The organism is Stenotrophomonas sp. 05L413 (genome assembly GCF_056397945.1).
In genome coordinates this window covers 340,893-358,060 of sequence record NZ_JBFTOL010000001.1, presented here as the reverse complement: position 1 = coordinate 358,060, position 17,168 = coordinate 340,893, and the positions used below count along the sequence as shown (strand labels likewise).

Below are 17,168 nucleotides of genomic sequence, written 5' to 3'. Positions count from 1 at the left end.
CAGAGCTGCGCTGTTGAGTGATGATGTCGGTGTGTCGGTGTGTCGGTGTCGGTGTCGGTGCCGGTGGCAGGGCCGGTGGGCCGATTTCAACACAACGTAGTTTGTGAGTTTGGCCTGGCTGCGCGAAACATGGCCATGAGAATTGCCCTCTTGGGGCATCGGAACTTGGCGATTGCCTTCATCGCGTTATGCCCGCAGCAGCACCGCAAGCGCCGAGACGTTGGCCAGCACGCACAGGGCGAACACCCACTGGAATGCGCTCTTGCGGTGTTTGTGGCGGAACACGGATTGGCCCAGCAACGCGCCAGGCCAACCACCCGCGAAGGCCAGCAGCTGCAGGGTGCGCTCGGGTGTGCGCCAGTTGCCCAGGCGTGCGGCGCGTTTGTCATGCCCGTAGAGCGCAAAGGCGACAGCACTGGTGAGTGCGTACCATGCGCCCAGCCACTGCGGTAACAACCCGGTAATCGCCATCGCGACCAACGCGCCTGCCGCCGCCAGCGCCAGGTACCAGCGCGCGTGCCTCACAGCGCCTGCAGGAAGCCGCTGACCGCCGGGCCAAACCGGGCGAAGTCGACCAGGAAGGCATCGTGGCCCTGCGGCGAATCCAGCCCGATGAACTGCGCATCGGCACCGCCGGCGCGCAGGCCCTCGGCGATCTGCTGTTGCTGCTGCACCGGGAACAGGATGTCGGTGTTGGCGCCGATCGCCAGCGCCTTGCCCACCTGGATCTTCGCCAGCCCGGCCATGACGTCGCCGTCGGCATATTCGGCCAGGTCGAACCAGTCCATCGAGCGGCTCAGGTACAGATAGCAGTTGGGATCGAAGAAGCGCACGAAGCGGCGGGCATGGCCTTCCAGATAGCTTTCGACCTGGAACTCCAGGCCGAACGGATCGTCATCGGCCTGGTCCGAATCCAACCGTACGCGGCCGAAGCGGCCATCCCATTCCAGCGCGGAGCGATAGGTGATCACGCCGAGCTTGCGCGCCATGCGCATGCCCGATTCCGGGTAGGCCTGGTCGGTATAGCGCCCGCCATTCCACTGCGGATCAAGCCGGATCGCCTCGCGTTGCAGCGAGCGGATCGCGATGGAGAACGGCAGCGCCTGGGCACTGCCGGAAATATTGATATGGCTGCGCGCGAGGCCCGGGTGCAGCATCAGCAGGGCCAACGCGGTCATCCCGCCCATCGAGTTGCCGATCACGCAGGCCAGCTCGGTCACGCCCAAGGCGCGCACCACCTCCACCGCCGCCCGCGCGCCATCTTCGATGGACAGTTCGGGGAAGCGCAGGCCATACAGTTCGCCCGTCGCCGGATCGAGACTGGCCGGCCCGGTGGAGCCTTTGCAGCTGCCCAGCGAGTTCACGCAGATCACGAACCAGCGGTCGGTATCGATCGGCTTGCCTGGGCCAACCATCGCCTCCCACCAGCCGGCGGCCGGGTTGTCGGCGTTGGCCGCGGCATGCGCATCGGGGGAGAGCCCGGTGAGGATCAATACTGCATTGCCGGCATCGGCCGCGAGCGTGCCCCAGGTCTCATAGGCAACGTGCGCACCGCGTAGTTCACCGCCGCGCTTGAACGCGAACGGCGAGGGCAGGGCGTGATAACGGGTGCCGGGGGGAATGAATTCAGTCATGCGCGCAGTTTAGCCGGGCGCCGCGATGGCGCCGTAGTGGTGAGCGGCACGCTGCGTCGCGGCCGCGCATCGGTCATGGGCGATCAAACACCAGGGGCACCGGCCCGGCATGCGGCAGACGCACCCGTACCGGCGTGGTTTCCAGATCGTCCGGCTGGCGGTTGGCCTGGCCCGAACGCGACAGCCGCGCAATGACCTCAACCTCCTGCACCTGCGAGAGCGTGCTGGTCGGCATCGGGCTGTCGCCATCGCCAAGGGTGACCAGCAGCGGCACCTGGCTGGCCGGATGCTTCTGCACCGCGATCGGCATCGGCGGGCCATCGGGTGCGCGCGCGATCACGAACACGCTCGCGTTGGCCAACGCGGGATCCAACGTGGTTCCGGGTGCGAACCGGACCTGCACCGTGAGGGCGTGGTTGCCCGCCGCCGCAGGGACGGAGGTTCCGGTCATGGGCGGCAGCCCGGCAGTGCCGCGGGCGATGGCGATCTGCTCGCGCAACGCGCGCGCCGCGCCCGGCTCCAGGCGTGGCAGAAGCGCTTCCCAGGCGGCCGCCGCTTCGGCGTCCTGCCCGCGCTGGCGCAGGGCAATGCCGATCAGCCAGCCGGCGCGTTCGCTCTCCGGCGCGAGTGCGTTGGCGTGACGCAGCCATTGCAGGGCCTGGTCATCGAATTGTTTGCCCGGCGCGGCCTGTGCGCGCGCCTGCGCCGCTTCGACCAGCACGCCGGGGTCGTCCGGGGCGAGTTGCACCGCGCGGTCAAACGCGGCCGTGGCCTCGGCCAGCTTGCCCAGGGCCAGCTGCGAGCGGCCAAGCAGAGCCCAGCCATCGGCGCGCTGCGGGTCTTTCGCCAGCGCCTGTTGCAGCGCCTGCACGCCATCCTCCAGCGTGGCAGGCTCGTCGCTGGCCGCCGTCCGCTCGGCGGCATCCGGCGTGCCGACCAGCAGGTACAGCGCGCCACCGGCCAACCCAAGGGCCAGCATCGCGATCACGAAGGGGCGGCGTTGGCCGCCTGCACGCAGCGGCCACAGCACGCGTGCCGCCACGGCAGCGGCGACGACCGCGGCACTCAGGGCCATCCAAAGGCTCACCAGCGCTCCTCGCTCTTGTCCATCGGTTCGATCCCGCGGCTGCGACGGCGCACCACCCAGACCAGCACGCCCGCGCCGAGCAGCAGCGCCACCGGCGGCCCGAACCAGAGCAGCGCATTGCGTGCTTCCATCGGCGGCCGGTACAGCACGAACTCGCCATAGCGATCGACCAGGAACTGCTTGATCTGCGCATCGCTGTTGCCCTGCTGCATCAGCACCAGCACTTCGCGGCGCAGGTCGTGCGCGATCTGCGCATTGGAATCGGCCAGCGACTGGTTCTGGCACTGCACGCAGCGCAGCTCGGCGGCCAGCGCGTGGAAGCGGGCTTCCTCGGCGGCGTCGCGGTACTGCAACGGAGTCGGGTCGGAGACGGCCTGCGCCATCACCGGCGAGGCCATGGCGAGCGACAGCGCGAGCAGCGCCGCGCCGGGCCCGTGGATCCTGCGCTTACGGCGAGGCGGGCAGCTGCGGCTGGGCATTGGCACGCTCCACCTTTTCCAGTTCCGGGATCAGCTGGGTATCGATCACGCGCTGGCTGAGCGCGCCACTGTACTTCCAGCGCACCACGCCACTGGCATCGACCAGGAAGGTCTCCGGCGCGGCGGTGACGCCCCAGTCGATCGCGGTGCGGCCTTCGATGTCGCTCAGCACCAGCACGAACGGATTGCCCAGCTGTTCCAGCCAACGCAGGGCATCGGCCGGCTCGTCCTTCCAGTTGTAGCCGATCACGCGCACGCGCTTGGTTTCGGCGAACCTGGTCAGGATCGGGTGTTCATCGCGGCAGGCCGCGCACCAGCTGCCCCACACGTTGAGCACGTAGGGGGCGCCGCGCAGTTCGGTGCTGCTGACCTTGATGTGCGGGTCGTGCAGCACCGGCAGCTCGAAGGCCGGTGCGGGCTTGCCGATCAGTGCCGAGGGCAGGACATCGCGGTCCGGCGCGCCGGATTTCATCACCCCGTAGATCATCAGCCCCAGCAGCCCGAAGAAGAACAGCACCCCGATGACGATGGCCACGGGCGGCAGCGGACGGGAGGCGGGGCGGGGATCGGACACGGGAAACTCCTAGGGACGACGGAAACGACGATCGGCGGCGGTGACGAAGCCACCCAGTGCCATCAGCAGCGCGCCCAGCCAGACCCAGCGGACGAACGGTTTGATGTGCACGCGCACGGCCCATGCATTGTTGCCCAGCGATTCGCCGAGTGCCACGTAAACATCGCCGTTGAGGCGGGCGTGGATGCCGGCCTCGGTCATCACCTGCCCGCCACTGGCGTACAGGCGTTTTTCCGGATGCAGCAGCGCCAGCTGGCGGTCGTGCTGGAACACGCGCAGGTGGCCGCGATCGGCGACGTAGTTCGGGCCTTGCTGATGGTCCACGCCTTCGAAGCGCACTTCGTAGGTGCCGACCACCAGCGACTGCCCGGGGGCGAGCGCGACTTCGCGCTGCACGTTCAACGCTTCCACCAGCAGTGCGCCGGCCAGGAACACGGCCACGCCGCCATGGGCCAGCAGCATGCCGATCATCTCGGCAGTGAACCTGCCGTTGCCGCGCAGGCGGGTCCACACGAAGCGCCCGGTACCGAACGCGACCCAGGCCGCACCGGTCACGCCGGCAGCGGTCTTCAACGCGCCCTGCGGTGCCATGAAGTACGCGATCACGCCCAGCAGCAGCGCCAGCCCGGCCCACGGTGCCAGCATCGCCAACCGCCGCGAGGCCTGGTCGCGCTGCCAGTTGACCAGCGGCCCGAACGGCAGCAGCGCCACCAGCGGCGCCATCAACACCACGAACAGCGTGCCGAAGTAGGGCGGCCCGACCGAGACCTTGCCCAGGCCCAACGCATCGGCCAGCAGCGGATACAGCGTGCCGAGCAGGACCATGCCGCAGGCGGCGGCCAGCAGCAGGTTGTTGGCCAGCAGCAGGGTCTCGCGCGAGGTCGGCAGGAAGCCGCGGCGCGGATCCTCGCTGGTCAACGCGCCAGCCCGCAGCGCGTACAGCAGCAGCGCGCCGCCGATCACCAGCGCCAGGAAGATCAGGATGAAGGTGCCGCGCGAGGGATCGGCCGCGAACGAGTGCACGCTGGTCAGCACGCCCGAGCGCACCAGGAAGGTGCCGAGCAGCGACAGTGCGAACGCGGCGATGGCCAGCAGCAGCGTCCAGCTGGCGAAGCTGCCGCGTTTCTCGGTAACCGCCTGCGAATGAATCAGTGCCGCACCGGCCAGCCACGGCATGAAGCTGGCGTTCTCGACCGGATCCCAGAACCACCAGCCGCCCCAGCCCAGTTCGTAATACGCCCACCAGCTGCCCAGTGCGATGCCGATGGTCAGAAAGCCCCAGGCCACATTGGTCCACGGCCGGGTCCAGCGCAGCCAGCGCGCATCCACGCGCCCTTCCAGCAGCGCGGCGATCGCGAACGCGAACGGCACCGCGAAGCCCACGTACCCGATGTACAGCATCGGCGGGTGGATGATCAGCCCGGGATCCTGCAGCAGCGGATTGAGGTCGCGTCCTTCCAGCGGCGCCGGGAGCAGCCGCGCGAACGGGTTGGAGGTGAAGATCAGGAAGGCGAGAAAGCCAATGCTGATGATGCCAAGCACGCCCAGTACGCGGGCGGACACCTCGGCCGGCAGGCGTTTGGACCACAGCGCGACGGCGCCGCACCACAGCGCCAGCACCAGCGCCCACAGCAGCAGGGAGCCTTCATGCGCGCCCCACACCGCCGAGTAGCGGTAGGCCAGTGGCAGCAGCGAGTTGGAATTCTCCGCCACATAGCGCACCGAGAAATCCTGGGTGACGAACGCCGCTGTCAGCACGCCGAACGCCCCCAGCAGCAGCGCGAGCTGCGCGTAGGCCGCCGGTCGCGCCACCGCCATCCACGCGGCGCGGCCGCGATGGGCGCCCCACAGCGGCAGTACGGTCTGCAGCACGGCCATCAACAGTGCGGTGACCAGCAGGATCTGCCCCAGTTCCGGCAGCACTCAGTACGTCTCCGGCGCCGGCACGGGCACATCGTGTTTGATATGCGCCTGCCCCATCTTGTCGGCCACTTCCTTGGGCATGTAGGTCTCGTCGTGCTTGGCCAGCACTTCTTCGGCAACGAAACGGCCGTCCTGCAGGCGCCCGGTGGCGACCACGGCAGTGCCTTCGGCGAACAGGTCCGGGAGGATCCGCGAGGTGATCACCGGCAGCGTCGCGTCACCATCGGTGACCACGAAGTGCGCATCCAGCGAACCGGGCGCGCGCTGCAGCGACCCTTTGACCACCATGCCGCCCAGGCGGAACCGGGCGTGATCGCCGGCATCGCCGCGCAGCACTTCGGAGGGGGTATAGAGGTAGGCGATATTGCGCTGCAGGGCCATCGCGACCAGCGCGGTCGCCAGGCCGGAGGCGAGCACCAGCAGCATCACCCAGAGCAGGCGACGACGCCGGACCGGATTCATCGGGTCAGCTCCGGCGCCAGCGGCGGTGCGCTGCCTGCTGCAGTGCGGGCCTGCTGGCGCTGCTGGCGGCGCGCGGCCAGGCGGCGCGCCCAGCGCAGGCGCAGCCAGGAGCCGATGGCATCGCTGCCGAGTACCAGCACGAACACCGCGTAGGCGGCGATCACATAAGGCAGATGGGTCACGGGCGGCTGTCCTCCAGCGGGGCACGGGTGCCAGCGGCGACCCAGGCCTTGCCGGCCTCGCGCAGCAGGTTGTCGGCGCGGGCCTTGGCCAGCAGCGAGCCGGCGAACCACAGCTTGGTGCCGATCACCATCAGCCACAGTGGCAGCGCCATGCTGGCATCCAGCGTGGACGCGCCGAACAGGCGGATGGTCTGGCCCTGGTGCAGGCTGCCCCACCATTCCACGGAATAGCGGATCACCGGCAGCAGGCTCACCCCGACGATGGCCAGCAGGCCCGCTGCGCGCGCGGCGCTGCGGCGGTCCTCGATGGCGTGGTACAGGCCGATCACGCCCAGGTACAGGAACAGCAGGATCAGCTCGGTGGTCATGCGCGGGTCCCAGTCCCACCAGGTGCCCCAGGTCGGCTTGCCCCAGATGCTGCCGGTGAGCAGGGTGATCAGGGTGAAGCCAGCGCCGAGCGGGGCACAGGCCATTGCCAGGATTTCGCAGGTCTTGATCCGCCAGATCAGCGCGATCGCCGCGTACAGCGCCATCAGCGCGAACACGAACAGGCTCATCCACGCGCTCGGCACGTGGATGTAGAGAATGCGGAAGCTGTCCAGCTGCTTGGAATCGGCCGGCACCACGGCCAGCGCCTGCCAGATGCCGACCAGCAGCACCGGCACCGCCGCCAGGTAGAACACCCGCGACCAGCGCGCGGCAAAGCGGTCGAAGGTGGGCGGCGAACCGAGTTGGTGGAACCAGCGGACGATCGGGTGCATGCGGCAGTGGCTATCCAACGAAGGGCGACGATGGAACGGACGTGGAGTGGCTCGGTAACGGATGACGCGGAGGCAGGTGACGCTCACAACGCAGCGCACGCCACCGACAGTACGCCATACCGCTCAACTCAGCGAGATGCGGATCGCCGCGGCCGTCGCCAGCGGGGCCAGCACGAGCGCCACCACCAGCCCGGCGCCCAGCATCAGCAGCGCGCCGATCGGGTCCTGGCCGCGGGCGACCGCCGCCACACTGCCCGCGCCGAACACCAGCACCGGCACATACAGCGGCAGGGCCAGCAGCGCCACGAGAATACCAGAGCGCCGGATGCCGACCGTCAGCGCGGCGACCACCCCGCCGATCAGGCTCAGCAAGGGCGTTCCCAGCAGCAACGATGCCAGCAACATCGGCAGCTGGTCATGCGGCAGATGCAGCATTTCCGCCAGCAGCGGCGACATCACGATCAGCGGCAGGGCGGTGGTGAGCCAGTGCACCAGCACCCGCACCAGCACCAGCCAGGCCAGCGGCACCGGGGCCAGCAGCCATTGCTCCAGCGAGCCATCTTCGGCGTCGCTGCGGAACAGTGAATCCAGGGCCAGTTGGCCGGCCAGCAGCACCGCCAGCCACATCACGGCGGCGGCGACGCGTGCCATCGCCTCGGGGTCGCGGCCCAGTGCCAATGCGAACAGCACCACCACCAGCAACGCGAACAGCAACGGCTGCAACGCATCGCCGCGGCGGCGCCAGAGCAGGCGCATGTCGCGGCCGACCAGCGCCCGTGCGGTCTGCCACAGACCCGGTTCGGTACCCGGGGCGATCATGCCGCCGCTCCCAGGGTCAGCAGGCGCGTACGCACCGGTGGCGCGGCATACGCGCCGTGGGTGGTGACCAGGGCGGCACCGCCGCTGCGCAGGTGCGCGGAAATCATGCGGTTCACCAGGTTGATGCCGTCCAGATCGAGATTGGCGTACGGCTCGTCAAGCAGCCATAGCGGCGCGGGCGAGAGCCAGATGCGGGCCAGTGCCAGGCGGCGCTTCTGCCCGGCCGACAGCTGCCGCACCAAGGTGTCCTCATAGCCGGCCAGGCCGACGATCGCCAGCGCGTTGCCGGGCATCTGGCGGGCGCGGCGGCCGTGCAGCCCGCACAGGAAATGCAGGTTCTCCAGCGTGTCCAGGTCCGGCTTCAGCGCGGGCAGGTGGCTCAGGTAGGCCACGTAGTTGGCGCGCTCCTTGTGCCCGGCGCGCTTGCCATCGATCTCCACCTGGCCGCTGCCGGCGCGCAGCAGGCCGGCCAGCACCCGCAGCAGGGTGGTCTTGCCGGCGCCGTTGTCGCCCTGCACCAGCAGGGCTTCGCCGGCATCCACGTGCAGATCCAGCGGGCCGAAGACGGGTTCGTCGTTGCGACTGAAGCCAAGGCCATGCGCGGCCAGCAACGGAGGGGCGTTCAAGGGGCGGGATCTTTGCACCGGAATGGGCGGCCATTGTATCGGGGGAACGGGCTGGATGATTTGCGTACACTGGGAGTTCCCCCGGTTCTTTCCCTGCTGCCGATGCAACCGCAAACCAAGCTGCCCAAGGTGGGCACCACCATCTTCACCGTGATGTCCCAACTCGCCGCCGAACACGGCGCGGTCAACCTTGGCCAGGGGTTCCCGGATTTCTCCGCACCGCAGCGGCTGATCGATGAAACCATCGCCGCGATGCAGGGCGGTCTGAATCAATACCCGCCGATGACCGGCGTGGCGCCGCTGCGCCAGGCCATCGCGCAGAAGTCGCTGGATCTGTACGGCGCCCAGGTGGATCCGGATACCGAGATCACCGTCACCAGTGGCGCCACCGAGGCGATCTTCAACGCCATCCACGCCGTGGTCCGCCCCGGCGAGGAAGTGATCGTGCTTGATCCGGCCTACGACTGCTACGAGCCGGCGATCGACCTGGCCGGCGCGCGGGCCGTGCACGTGCCGCTGGACCCGCAGACCTTCGCGGTCGACTGGGACCGCGTGCGTGCCGCGATCACCCCGCGCACCCGCCTGCTGATGGTCAACACGCCGCACAACCCGTCCGGCGCGATGCTGACCGCCGAGGACATGCAGGCGCTGGCCGATGTGCTGCGCGGTACCGATATCTATCTGATTTCCGATGAGGTGTACGAGCACATCATCTACGACGGTCGTCGCCACGAATCCTCGCTGCGCCATCCGGAACTGCGCGCGCGCGCGTTCGTCATTTCCAGCTTCGGCAAGACCTACCACTGCACCGGCTGGAAGATCGGTTATGCCATCGCGCCGCCGGCGATGACCGCCGAGTTCCGCAAAGTGCACCAGTACAACACCTTCACCAGCTTCGGCCCGGCCCAATACGGTTTCGCGGCGATGATCCGCGACGAGCCCGAGCACCATCTGGAGCTGGGCGCGTTCTACCAGGCCAAGCGCGACCGCTTCCGCGAGCAGCTGCTGACCACGCGCCTGACACCCCTGTCGGTGCCGGGCGGCTACTTCCAGCTGGTGGATTACTCGGCCGTCAGCGATCTGCCAGACCACGAATTCGTGAAATGGCTGACCATCGAGAAGGGCGTGGCGGCGATCCCGCTGTCGCCGTTCTATGAGACCGCCCCGGCCGGCCAGCGCCTGGTCCGCCTGTGCTTTGCCAAGAACGACGCCACGATGGACGCGGCGATCGAACGCCTGCGGGCCCTGTGATGAGTGCCGTGACCGGGCTGCAGGATCTGCGCATTTCCCTGATCCAGGGCGACACCCGCTGGCACGACCCGGCGGGCAATCGCGCGCATTACGGTGCGCTGCTGGCGCCGCTGGCCGGGCGGACCGATCTGGTGATCCTGCCGGAGACCTTCACCAGTGGCTTCTCCAACGAGGCCATCGACAAGGCCGAGGGCATGGACGGCCCCACCGTCGCCTGGATCCGCGAGCAGGCTGTGCGGCTGGGCGCGGCGGTCACCGGCAGCGTGCAGCTGCGGGTGGGCGAGGGCGTCTACAACCGCTTGCTGTGGGCCACGCCGGAGGGCGAGCTTGAGTACTACGACAAGCGCCACCTGTTCCGTTACGGCGGCGAGCACGAACGCTATGCCGCTGGCCGCGAGCGCCTGTGCGTGGAATGGAAAGGCTGGCGGATCAATCCGCAGGTCTGCTACGACCTGCGTTTCCCGGTGTTCTGCCGCAACCGCTACAACGTCGAGCGTGCCGACCAGCTGGATTTCGATCTGCAGATTTTCGTGGCCAACTGGCCGTCGGCCCGCGCCTATGCCTGGAAGACGCTGCTGCGCGCGCGCGCGATCGAGAACCTCTGCTATGTGGCGGCGGTCAACCGGATCGGTGTGGACGGCAACGAACTGCATTACGCCGGCGACAGTGCCGTGATCGATTTCCTCGGCCAGCCGCAGGTGGAAGTACGCGAGCGCGAGCAGGTGGTCACCACCACGATCTCGGCGGCGGCACTGGCCGCGCACCGGGCGCGCTTCCCGGCGATGCTCGATGCGGACAGCTTCAGCCTGCAGGAACGCAGTTGATGGCTGAACGGATGCCGGAGGCGCGCGATACGCATCATCCGCGCCACACGCGCGCGCTGCTAGATTCGGCTCGTTACCCCTTCAGTACGAGCGGACCTGCATGAAGAAGTTCTCCCTGGCATTGATCGCACTGGCTGGCATCTCGGCCGTCCCGGCCGCACAGGCCGCCGGCAACATTGATTGCGAGCTGCACTACACCCTGGCCGGCTGGTCGGTGCTGTACAAGACCGCCTCGGGCACCGGCACCATCCAGTGCGACAACGGCACCCGCATCCCGGTCAAGATCACCGCCAAGGGCGGCGGCCTCACCGTGGGCAAGTCGAAGATCGTCGACGGCAAGGGCAAGTTCTCCGGTGCCTACTCGGTCAACGACCTGATCGGTTCCTATGCGGCCGTTGAAGCGCACGCCGGCGCGGACAAATCCAGCAATGCGCAGGTGATGACCAAGGGCGATGTATCGCTGGCCCTGGCCGGGACCGGCAAGGGCTGGGATCTGGGCATTGGGGTGGGGCGCTTCACCATCGAACGCCGTTGAGGGGGTAGGGCCACGCCATGCGTGGCTGAAAGGCCTATCCGGCATGAAGCGCAGCCACCCATGGGGTGGCTCTGCCGAACCGGGTTGATCGCCGCCCGCGCCGACCCAACAAAAAACCCCGGCCGAAGCCGGGGTTTTTTTGTGTCACTGATCAGCCGCCGCGCGGGCCGCCACCACGGTGACCGCCGCCACCCGGGCCGCGGTTGCCGCCGGGGCGACCGCCCGGGCCGCCGGGACCACGAGCACCGGGGCCACCCGGGCCACGGTTGCCACCGGGACCGCCGGGGCCGCGCGCACTGGCGCCACCCGGGCCGCGTGCGCCGGGACCCCCCGGGCCACGGTTGCCACCCGGACCACCCGGACCGCGGTTACCCGCCGGACGCGCGCTGCCGTACGGGCTGGCGCCCGGATTGGCGTGATCGGACGGGAAGCTCGGGGCATTGCCCGGATGACCGTACGGATGGCGGGAAGGACCCTGGCCACCCTGGGCACCGCGGTTGCCACCGCCACCCGGACCGGCCGGACGGCCTTGGCCACCGTAGCCGCCACGGCTTTCGCCACCGCCGGCGTAACCGCCACGACCTTCAGCACCGCCGCCGTAGCTGCCGCGCCCCGGGCCGCCTGCGCCACCCGGACCCTTCGGCTTGCCATACGGACGGCCCTGGCCACCGGCACCTGCGCCGGCGCCCGGACCACGCGCGCCGGGACCACGGGCAGCGCCCGGGCCGGCATTGCGGTGGCCGCTCGGCCCGGTGCTGACACCGTCCGGCACGTACCAGCTGCGGAACGCCGCCGGGTTGCCTTCCGGAAGTGCCCGGTTGCCCTTGTCCGGGCGAGCCTTGAACGGGCGCTGCGACTGCTTGGCCGCTGCTTCGCCGCTGACCGTCAGGCCACCCTTGAAGCCGCCGCCCTTGCCGCCGCGGCCACGGCCGCGCTCTTCGCGCACGTTGTCGAAACGACGCAGTTCGCGGCCTTCATCGGCCGAGTTGTGGCCGTTGACGTAGGCGTTGCCACGGCCGCCGTCGCGCGAAACGCGCACGGTGGTCTTGGCGGCACGACGCTGACCGATCACCGGCTGCAGGGTCAGTGCCGACGGGGCACCTTCTTCCAGCTTCAGTTCGGCGCGCAGCGCTTCAACCTGCTTGGCCGGCAGTTCGACCGACTGGCCACGCAGCAGTTCGCGCGGCAGGCTGACCTTGCCGTAGCGCGTGCGCTTGAGGCGGCTGACCTGGCAGCCCTGGGATTCCCACAGGCGGCGCACTTCGCGGTTGCGGCCTTCCTTGACCACCACGCGGAACCAGTCGTGCGAATCGGTGCCGCCGATGCGTTCGATCTCGTCGAACTTGGCCGGGCCGTCTTCCAGCGCGACGCCACGGGCGAGGCGGTCAACGATGCTGTCGGGCACCTTCTCTTCGCCTTCCGGGGCGCGCACGCGCACCACGTACTCGCGCTCGACCTCGTAGGAGGGGTGCATCATCGCGTTGGCCAGCTCACCGTCGGTGGTCGCCAGCAGCAGGCCGGTGGTGTTGATGTCCAGGCGGCCGATCGCAATCCAGCGCGCGCCCTTCAGGGCAGGCAGCGCTTCGAACACGGTCGGGCGACCTTCGGGGTCTTCGCGCGTGGTCACTTCGCCTTCCGGCTTGTTGTAGGCCAGCACGCGGGACGTTTCAGTCAGCGCGGTGGCGACGAAGCCACGGCCGTCCAGCTCGACCTTGTCGCCGCTCTTGATCGACTGGCCGGTCTGCGCGACCTCGCCATTGACCTTGACCAGGCCATCGGCGATGCGCTGTTCCAGCGCGCGGCGCGAACCCAGGCCGGCCTGCGCCAGCACTTTGTGCAGGCGCTCTTCGAGCTTGGGCTGTTCGGAGGCGGATTCGCGCTTGAGCGAAAGCTTGTTCAACGATGGCTTGCGGGGGGTGTCACTCATTTACTTGGCTCCGGCCGGCAACGGATGCGTCGGCCTCTGGTTCGGGATCGGCTTCGTCAACAGCCACGGTCGTCTTCGCGACGGCGTTGTTTCCGGTTTCGTTCTGGGGCGCCGCGCGCTCTCCCGGCGCGGTATCGGGTTCGCCATCGCTGGCGGTCGTATCCGCGTCGTCGTCGGCAAGCGACAACGGCGCATGGGATGGGGTGTCGGTGGCGTCTGCAGCATCGGGCGCCTCGCTATTGTCCGGTTCTGCCAGTTGCTCCGCCAGTCGCGCCGAGGCCAGCGCCACGCGGGCTGCCAACCGGGCCGCTGCAGGGTCCACTGGGTCCGCCGGGTCCGCCGGTGCCGGAGTGGCGTCATCATTGGCCGCGTCCGTCTCCAGCTCGGCCTCCGGGGTCGCCGCGCCGGCGGGCAGGCGACCGGCCGGCTGGCCTTCGCTGTCCAGCGGCAGCTGCGGTTCCAGCTCGCCCAGGTCGCGCAACTCGGACAGCGGCGGCAGTTCGTCCAGGCGCTTGAGCCCGAAATAATCCAGGAAGCCCTTGGTGGTCCCGAACAGCGCCGGTTTGCCGGGCACGTCGCGGTGGCCGATCACGCGGATCCATTCGCGCTCTTCCAGGGCCTGGATGATGTTGCTGCTGACCGCCACACCGCGGACCTGTTCGATCTCGCCGCGGGTGATCGGCTGGCGGTAGGCGATCAATGCCAGCGTTTCCAGCGTGGCACGGGTGTAGCGGGTCTTGCGCTCCGTCCACAGCCGGGTGATGTAGCCATGCACTTCGCTGGTGACCTGGAAGCGGAAGCCGGAGGCCACTTCGACCAGCTCCACGCCGCGGTCCTGGCAGCCTTCGCGCAGCAGTTCCAGCGCGCGTTCGATGCTGCCCGGCGGTGCCGGTTCCTCTTCCGGGAACAGGCCCTGCAGCTGCGCCAGCGTCAACGGCTCACTGGCCGCCAGCAGGGCGCCTTCGACAATACGGTTGATCAGCGGTTGATCCATGCGTGGGTCGGGTGCTCAGTCGGATTCGTTGGCGGCGGCGTCGTTGTCGTCGAACTCGCTGTTGAACTGCAGCGGTTCGTTGGTGTTGCCGGCGGCCAGGGACTTGACGTAGATCGGCGCCAGCGGAGCTTCCTGGACGATGTCCAGCAGCTGTTCCTTGGCCAGTTCCAGCAGGGCCAGGAAGGTGACCAGCACCCCCAGCTTGCCTTCTTCGGCGGTGAACAGCGTTTCAAACCGGTAGAACCTGCCGTCTTCCAGACGACCCAGCACGTCGCCCATCCGCTGGCGCACGCTCAGTGCCTCGCGTTTGATCGCGTGGCCGGTGAACAGCTCGGCGCGCTTGAGCACGTCGTGCAGCGCCATCAGCATTTCCTTCAGATCCACCGGCGGCGGCAGCTTGACGGCCGCGCGGTCAGGGACGAAGGCGTGGACCACGGTGGTGTCGCGGTCCTGGCGGGGCAGGCTGTCGATGTCCTCGGCGGCCTGCTTGAAACGTTCGTACTCCTGCAGCCGGCGCACCAGCTCGGCGCGCGGATCGGCTTCCTCGCCCTCGATGCTGGGCGGCCGCGGCAACAGCATCCGCGACTTCACTTCGGCCAGGATCGCCGCCATCACCAGGTACTCGGCCGCCAGTTCGAAGCGCAGCTCCTGCATGACGTTGATGTACTCGACGTACTGGCGGGTGATCTCGGCGACCGGGATATCCAGGATGTCCAGGTTCTGCCGGCGGATCAGGTACAGCAGCAGGTCCAGCGGACCCTCGAACGCATCCAGGATGACTTCCAGCGCGTCCGGCGGGATGTACAGGTCCTGCGGAATCTGCAGGACCGGCTGTCCATGCACCACGGCCAGCGGCATTTCCTGCTGCTGTGGGGCGGGCACTCGGATTGGCGGGTTCGCGTCGGGCGCGAGTTCGGCAGTCATCAAATAGACGTCAGTATTGCAACGGACCGGTCGCCGCACCATGCCAGCGTCCGGAACGGTCCCGGGCGGCAGGATGGCAAGCCATGACACGCCTGGGTCGGCGCGATTCCACACTTCAAACAGCAAGGCGCGCCGCGATGGGCAGCGACAGAACTACGGGGAGGTCGTCTACGTGTGCTGGTGTGGGGCAGTGGATCGGTCGTCGGCTGGCGGTGGAGCCGGTTGCCGACGGGGCGCTGCATCCAGCCACGTGCAATGGACATAAGACTACGGGGTTGCCGCGCCAGTGTCCAGCCAGCCCCGCTAGAATGCCCGGGATTGATTCAACAAGACCTCGGAGTTGCCCGTGTGGTATGTGATTGAAGGCTATGACGGCACCGATGTGCTGGCCGCCCGTCTGGCGTCGCGCCCGGCCCATCTGGCCCGGCTGCAGGCCCTGCAGGACGAAGGACGGCTGCTGCTGGCCGGCCCGTGCCCGGCCATCGACAGCGAAGATCCCGGCCCGGCCGGCTTCAGTGGCAGCGTGGTGATCGCCGCGTTCGATTCGCTGACCCACGCCCAGGACTGGGCCGCCGCCGATCCGTATGTAGAGGCGGGCGTCTACGTGCGCGTCCAGGTGCGTCCGTTCCGCAAGGTCCTGCCATGAACCGGGTCGAGCGCATCCGGCAGGCGCTGCAGCAGGCACTGGATCCGGAACTGCTGGAGGTCAAGGATGACAGCCACCGCCACGCCGGCCATGAGGGCGCGCGTGACGGCCGGGGGCACTTCAAGGTGCACGTGGTCAGCGCAGCCTTCGAAGGAAAGCTCCCGCTGGCGCGCCATCGGGCCGTCTATGCGGCCCTGGGAACGATGATGGAGACCGATATCCACGCGTTGTCCATCCGTGCCGAGACACCGGTCAAAAACCGCTGAAACCCTTGTCCCGCCTTGTCCTGGCCAGTCCCGAAAGGGGCCGACATGGACAGCTTTTGGTTACCGCCGTACGACATGAGGCTAACGTAGTGTTTACATTCGGGTTTGAAAACGCTTACATTCCGCGCCAAGCCCAGATCTCTAAGCCGTGGAGGGCGGCGAAGTGAACAAGGCAGCGATCACTATCAAAGATGTCGCCCGTGAAGCCCGTGTCTCTGTTGCCACGGTCTCGCGCGCACTCAATGGCCATGAAAATGTTGCCGAGCCCGTGCGCAAGCTGGTGCTGGAGGTGGCAGCGCGACTGCGCTACACCCCGCATGCAGCGGCCCGGAGCCTGAGCAGCCGACGGACCAACACCATTGGCGTGGTGTTGCCCGATCTCTATGGCGAATTCTTCTCCGAACTGATGCGTGGCATCGATGGGGTGGCCCGCGAGCGTCGCCAGCATCTGCTTGTGTCCAGTTACCACGGTGACCAGGAGCAGCAGGGCGCGGCCCTGCGGGCCATGCGCGGTCGTGTCGATGGGTTGCTGGTGCTTTCGCCGTATGCCGAGAGCCCCGGCTTCCTGACCGACAACCTGCCGCAGTCGTTGCCCACGGTGCTGATCAACACGTATCTGCCCGAGCAGGATCATCCGGTGCTGAGCATCGATGACCATGCCGGCGCGATGGCCATGACCCGTCACCTGCTGGACGTCGGGCATCGGCGCATCGCCTTCATTTCCGGTCCGGACCTCAACTACGACGCCCGTGAGCGCCTGCGCGGTTTCCGCGATGCGCTGGCGGCCTTCGGCGATGCTGCCGAAGGGATCGAGTTGCCCGGTGACTTTGACGAAGCTTCCGGCCATCGCGCCGGACAGGAGTTGCTGGCAGCCGGCACGCTGCCCGATGCGGTGTTCGCCGCCAACGACATGATGGCGCTGGGGTGTCTGTATGCGTTCGCGCAGGCAGGTGTCCGGGTGCCGGCCGATGTCGCCTTGGCGGGTTTCGATGACATTCCGCTGGCACGTTTCGTTCACCCATCGTTGACAACGATGCAGGTGAGTATCGCCGACCTCGGCGATAAGGCCGCGACGCGCCTGTTGCAGTTGATGGATGGCAACAACACAGAAGGGGCCGGCGACAAGCAGACGCTCGTGCCGACCCTGATCGTGCGTGATTCGAGCAAAGCCAGAACCCAGCAGTAGGTCACGACCGTTGGTCGTGACGCCCTAAAAAAACGCACCACATAAAACGACAGGGGCCGCAAAGACGG

General features: G+C 68.2%; 20 protein-coding genes. 6 read left to right on the top strand and 14 right to left on the bottom strand.

The window, feature by feature from the left end:
* Positions 1 to 186: 186 nt before the first annotated feature.
* From AC1DIQ_RS01625 to ccmA, 11 genes are all read right to left on the bottom strand, one after another.
* Positions 187 to 471 (bottom strand): DUF1294 domain-containing protein, encoded by a 285-nt coding sequence (locus tag AC1DIQ_RS01625; RefSeq protein WP_346489956.1) that lies wholly within the window; start codon positions 469 to 471, stop codon positions 187 to 189.
* A gap of 50 nt (positions 472 to 521) precedes the next feature.
* Positions 522 to 1,634 carry a homoserine O-acetyltransferase MetX gene (metX, locus tag AC1DIQ_RS01620; RefSeq protein ID WP_478049334.1) on the bottom strand — a complete coding sequence of 371 codons (1,113 nt, stop codon included), beginning with the start codon at positions 1,632 to 1,634 and terminating at the stop codon, positions 522 to 524.
* Between the two features lie 73 nt (positions 1,635 to 1,707).
* The gene (locus AC1DIQ_RS01615) at positions 1,708 to 2,724 is read right to left on the bottom strand and encodes a tetratricopeptide repeat protein (protein WP_121041138.1); all 1,017 of its coding nucleotides are present in this window, start codon (positions 2,722 to 2,724) and stop codon (positions 1,708 to 1,710) included.
* Positions 2,718 to 3,119 (bottom strand): cytochrome c-type biogenesis protein, encoded by a 402-nt coding sequence (locus AC1DIQ_RS01610; RefSeq protein ID WP_121041136.1) that lies wholly within the window; start codon positions 3,117 to 3,119, stop codon positions 2,718 to 2,720. The genes AC1DIQ_RS01615 and AC1DIQ_RS01610 overlap by 7 nt, the downstream gene beginning before the upstream one ends.
* Positions 3,120 to 3,168: 49 nt before the next feature.
* Complete coding sequence (locus AC1DIQ_RS01605; RefSeq protein ID WP_313212257.1) at positions 3,169 to 3,774, bottom strand: DsbE family thiol:disulfide interchange protein; 606 nt, start codon at positions 3,772 to 3,774, stop codon at positions 3,169 to 3,171.
* Positions 3,775 to 3,783: 9 nt separating this feature from the next.
* Positions 3,784 to 5,697 carry a heme lyase CcmF/NrfE family subunit gene (locus AC1DIQ_RS01600; protein ID WP_121038130.1) on the bottom strand — a complete coding sequence of 638 codons (1,914 nt, stop codon included), beginning with the start codon at positions 5,695 to 5,697 and terminating at the stop codon, positions 3,784 to 3,786.
* On the bottom strand, positions 5,698 to 6,159 hold the full coding sequence (ccmE, locus tag AC1DIQ_RS01595; RefSeq protein WP_121038127.1) for a cytochrome c maturation protein CcmE: 462 nt from the start codon (positions 6,157 to 6,159) through the stop codon (positions 5,698 to 5,700). It abuts the gene before it with no gap.
* Positions 6,156 to 6,341: a heme exporter protein CcmD gene (gene ccmD, locus AC1DIQ_RS01590; protein WP_019182865.1), complete on the bottom strand. Its 186-nt coding sequence runs from the start codon at positions 6,339 to 6,341 to the stop codon at positions 6,156 to 6,158. Before ccmD ends, ccmE begins: the two co-directional genes overlap by 4 nt.
* On the bottom strand, positions 6,338 to 7,102 hold the full coding sequence (ccmC, locus tag AC1DIQ_RS01585) for a heme ABC transporter permease CcmC (protein ID WP_121038124.1): 765 nt from the start codon (positions 7,100 to 7,102) through the stop codon (positions 6,338 to 6,340). The genes ccmD and ccmC overlap by 4 nt, the downstream gene beginning before the upstream one ends.
* Before the next feature lie 123 nt (positions 7,103 to 7,225).
* Positions 7,226 to 7,921: a heme exporter protein CcmB gene (gene ccmB, locus AC1DIQ_RS01580; RefSeq protein ID WP_121038121.1), complete on the bottom strand. Its 696-nt coding sequence runs from the start codon at positions 7,919 to 7,921 to the stop codon at positions 7,226 to 7,228.
* Positions 7,918 to 8,547, bottom strand: coding sequence for a heme ABC exporter ATP-binding protein CcmA (gene ccmA, locus AC1DIQ_RS01575; RefSeq protein ID WP_088434712.1), 630 nt, complete (start codon positions 8,545 to 8,547; stop codon positions 7,918 to 7,920). Before ccmA ends, ccmB begins: the two co-directional genes overlap by 4 nt.
* Positions 8,548 to 8,649: 102 nt before the next feature.
* Between ccmA and AC1DIQ_RS01570 the strand changes: the two genes are divergently transcribed.
* The 3 genes from AC1DIQ_RS01570 (at position 8,650) to AC1DIQ_RS01560 (ending at position 11,157) form a co-directional block, all read left to right on the top strand.
* Entirely contained in the window at positions 8,650 to 9,798 is a 1,149-nt protein-coding gene (locus AC1DIQ_RS01570; protein ID WP_461770078.1) for a pyridoxal phosphate-dependent aminotransferase, read from the top strand.
* A 17-nt stretch (positions 9,799 to 9,815) separates the two neighbouring features.
* Positions 9,816 to 10,622, top strand: a complete 807-nt coding sequence (locus AC1DIQ_RS01565) for an amidohydrolase (protein ID WP_461770329.1) — start codon at positions 9,816 to 9,818, stop codon at positions 10,620 to 10,622.
* 100 nt (positions 10,623 to 10,722) lie between these two features.
* Positions 10,723 to 11,157, top strand: coding sequence for a hypothetical protein (locus tag AC1DIQ_RS01560; protein ID WP_478049333.1), 435 nt, complete (start codon positions 10,723 to 10,725; stop codon positions 11,155 to 11,157).
* Positions 11,158 to 11,308: 151 nt separating this feature from the next.
* Here the strand turns inward: AC1DIQ_RS01560 and AC1DIQ_RS01555 are convergent, their stop codons facing one another.
* From AC1DIQ_RS01555 to AC1DIQ_RS01545, 3 genes are read right to left on the bottom strand one after another with little or no spacing between them, the layout of a single operon-like run.
* Complete coding sequence (locus AC1DIQ_RS01555; protein WP_478049332.1) at positions 11,309 to 13,084, bottom strand: pseudouridine synthase; 1,776 nt, start codon at positions 13,082 to 13,084, stop codon at positions 11,309 to 11,311.
* Positions 13,077 to 14,078, bottom strand: coding sequence for an SMC-Scp complex subunit ScpB (scpB, locus tag AC1DIQ_RS01550; protein ID WP_121038109.1), 1,002 nt, complete (start codon positions 14,076 to 14,078; stop codon positions 13,077 to 13,079). Before scpB ends, AC1DIQ_RS01555 begins: the two co-directional genes overlap by 8 nt.
* 15 nt (positions 14,079 to 14,093) lie before the next feature.
* On the bottom strand, positions 14,094 to 15,002 hold the full coding sequence (locus tag AC1DIQ_RS01545) for a segregation and condensation protein A (RefSeq protein ID WP_121038105.1): 909 nt from the start codon (positions 15,000 to 15,002) through the stop codon (positions 14,094 to 14,096).
* A gap of 346 nt (positions 15,003 to 15,348) precedes the next feature.
* Here AC1DIQ_RS01545 and AC1DIQ_RS01540 point away from each other — a divergent pair, with 346 nt between their 5' ends.
* From AC1DIQ_RS01540 to AC1DIQ_RS01530, 3 genes are all read left to right on the top strand, one after another.
* Entirely contained in the window at positions 15,349 to 15,648 is a 300-nt protein-coding gene (locus AC1DIQ_RS01540) for a YciI family protein (RefSeq protein ID WP_019182875.1), read from the top strand.
* Positions 15,645 to 15,914, top strand: a complete 270-nt coding sequence (locus AC1DIQ_RS01535; protein WP_121038102.1) for a BolA family protein — start codon at positions 15,645 to 15,647, stop codon at positions 15,912 to 15,914. Before AC1DIQ_RS01540 ends, AC1DIQ_RS01535 begins: the two co-directional genes overlap by 4 nt.
* Positions 15,915 to 16,062: 148 nt before the next feature.
* Positions 16,063 to 17,100, top strand: coding sequence for a LacI family DNA-binding transcriptional regulator (locus AC1DIQ_RS01530; protein ID WP_121038099.1), 1,038 nt, complete (start codon positions 16,063 to 16,065; stop codon positions 17,098 to 17,100).
* Positions 17,101 to 17,168: the final 68 nt, after the last annotated feature.

Coding starts and splice junctions, on each gene's coding strand:
- AC1DIQ_RS01625 (WP_346489956.1), bottom strand. CDS start 471: ATGGCGATTACCGGGTTGTTACCGCAGTGGCTGGGCGCATGGTACGCA.
- metX (WP_478049334.1), bottom strand. CDS start 1,634: ATGACTGAATTCATTCCCCCCGGCACCCGTTATCACGCCCTGCCCTCG.
- AC1DIQ_RS01610 (WP_121041136.1), bottom strand. CDS start 3,119: ATGGCCTCGCCGGTGATGGCGCAGGCCGTCTCCGACCCGACTCCGTTG.
- ccmE (WP_121038127.1), bottom strand. CDS start 6,159: ATGAATCCGGTCCGGCGTCGTCGCCTGCTCTGGGTGATGCTGCTGGTG.
- ccmC (WP_121038124.1), bottom strand. CDS start 7,102: ATGCACCCGATCGTCCGCTGGTTCCACCAACTCGGTTCGCCGCCCACC.
- ccmB (WP_121038121.1), bottom strand. CDS start 7,921: ATGATCGCCCCGGGTACCGAACCGGGTCTGTGGCAGACCGCACGGGCG.
- AC1DIQ_RS01570 (WP_461770078.1), top strand. CDS start 8,650: ATGCAACCGCAAACCAAGCTGCCCAAGGTGGGCACCACCATCTTCACC.
- AC1DIQ_RS01560 (WP_478049333.1), top strand. CDS start 10,723: ATGAAGAAGTTCTCCCTGGCATTGATCGCACTGGCTGGCATCTCGGCC.
- AC1DIQ_RS01555 (WP_478049332.1), bottom strand. CDS start 13,084: ATGAGTGACACCCCCCGCAAGCCATCGTTGAACAAGCTTTCGCTCAAG.
- scpB (WP_121038109.1), bottom strand. CDS start 14,078: ATGGATCAACCGCTGATCAACCGTATTGTCGAAGGCGCCCTGCTGGCG.
- AC1DIQ_RS01545 (WP_121038105.1), bottom strand. CDS start 15,002: ATGACTGCCGAACTCGCGCCCGACGCGAACCCGCCAATCCGAGTGCCC.
- AC1DIQ_RS01535 (WP_121038102.1), top strand. CDS start 15,645: ATGAACCGGGTCGAGCGCATCCGGCAGGCGCTGCAGCAGGCACTGGAT.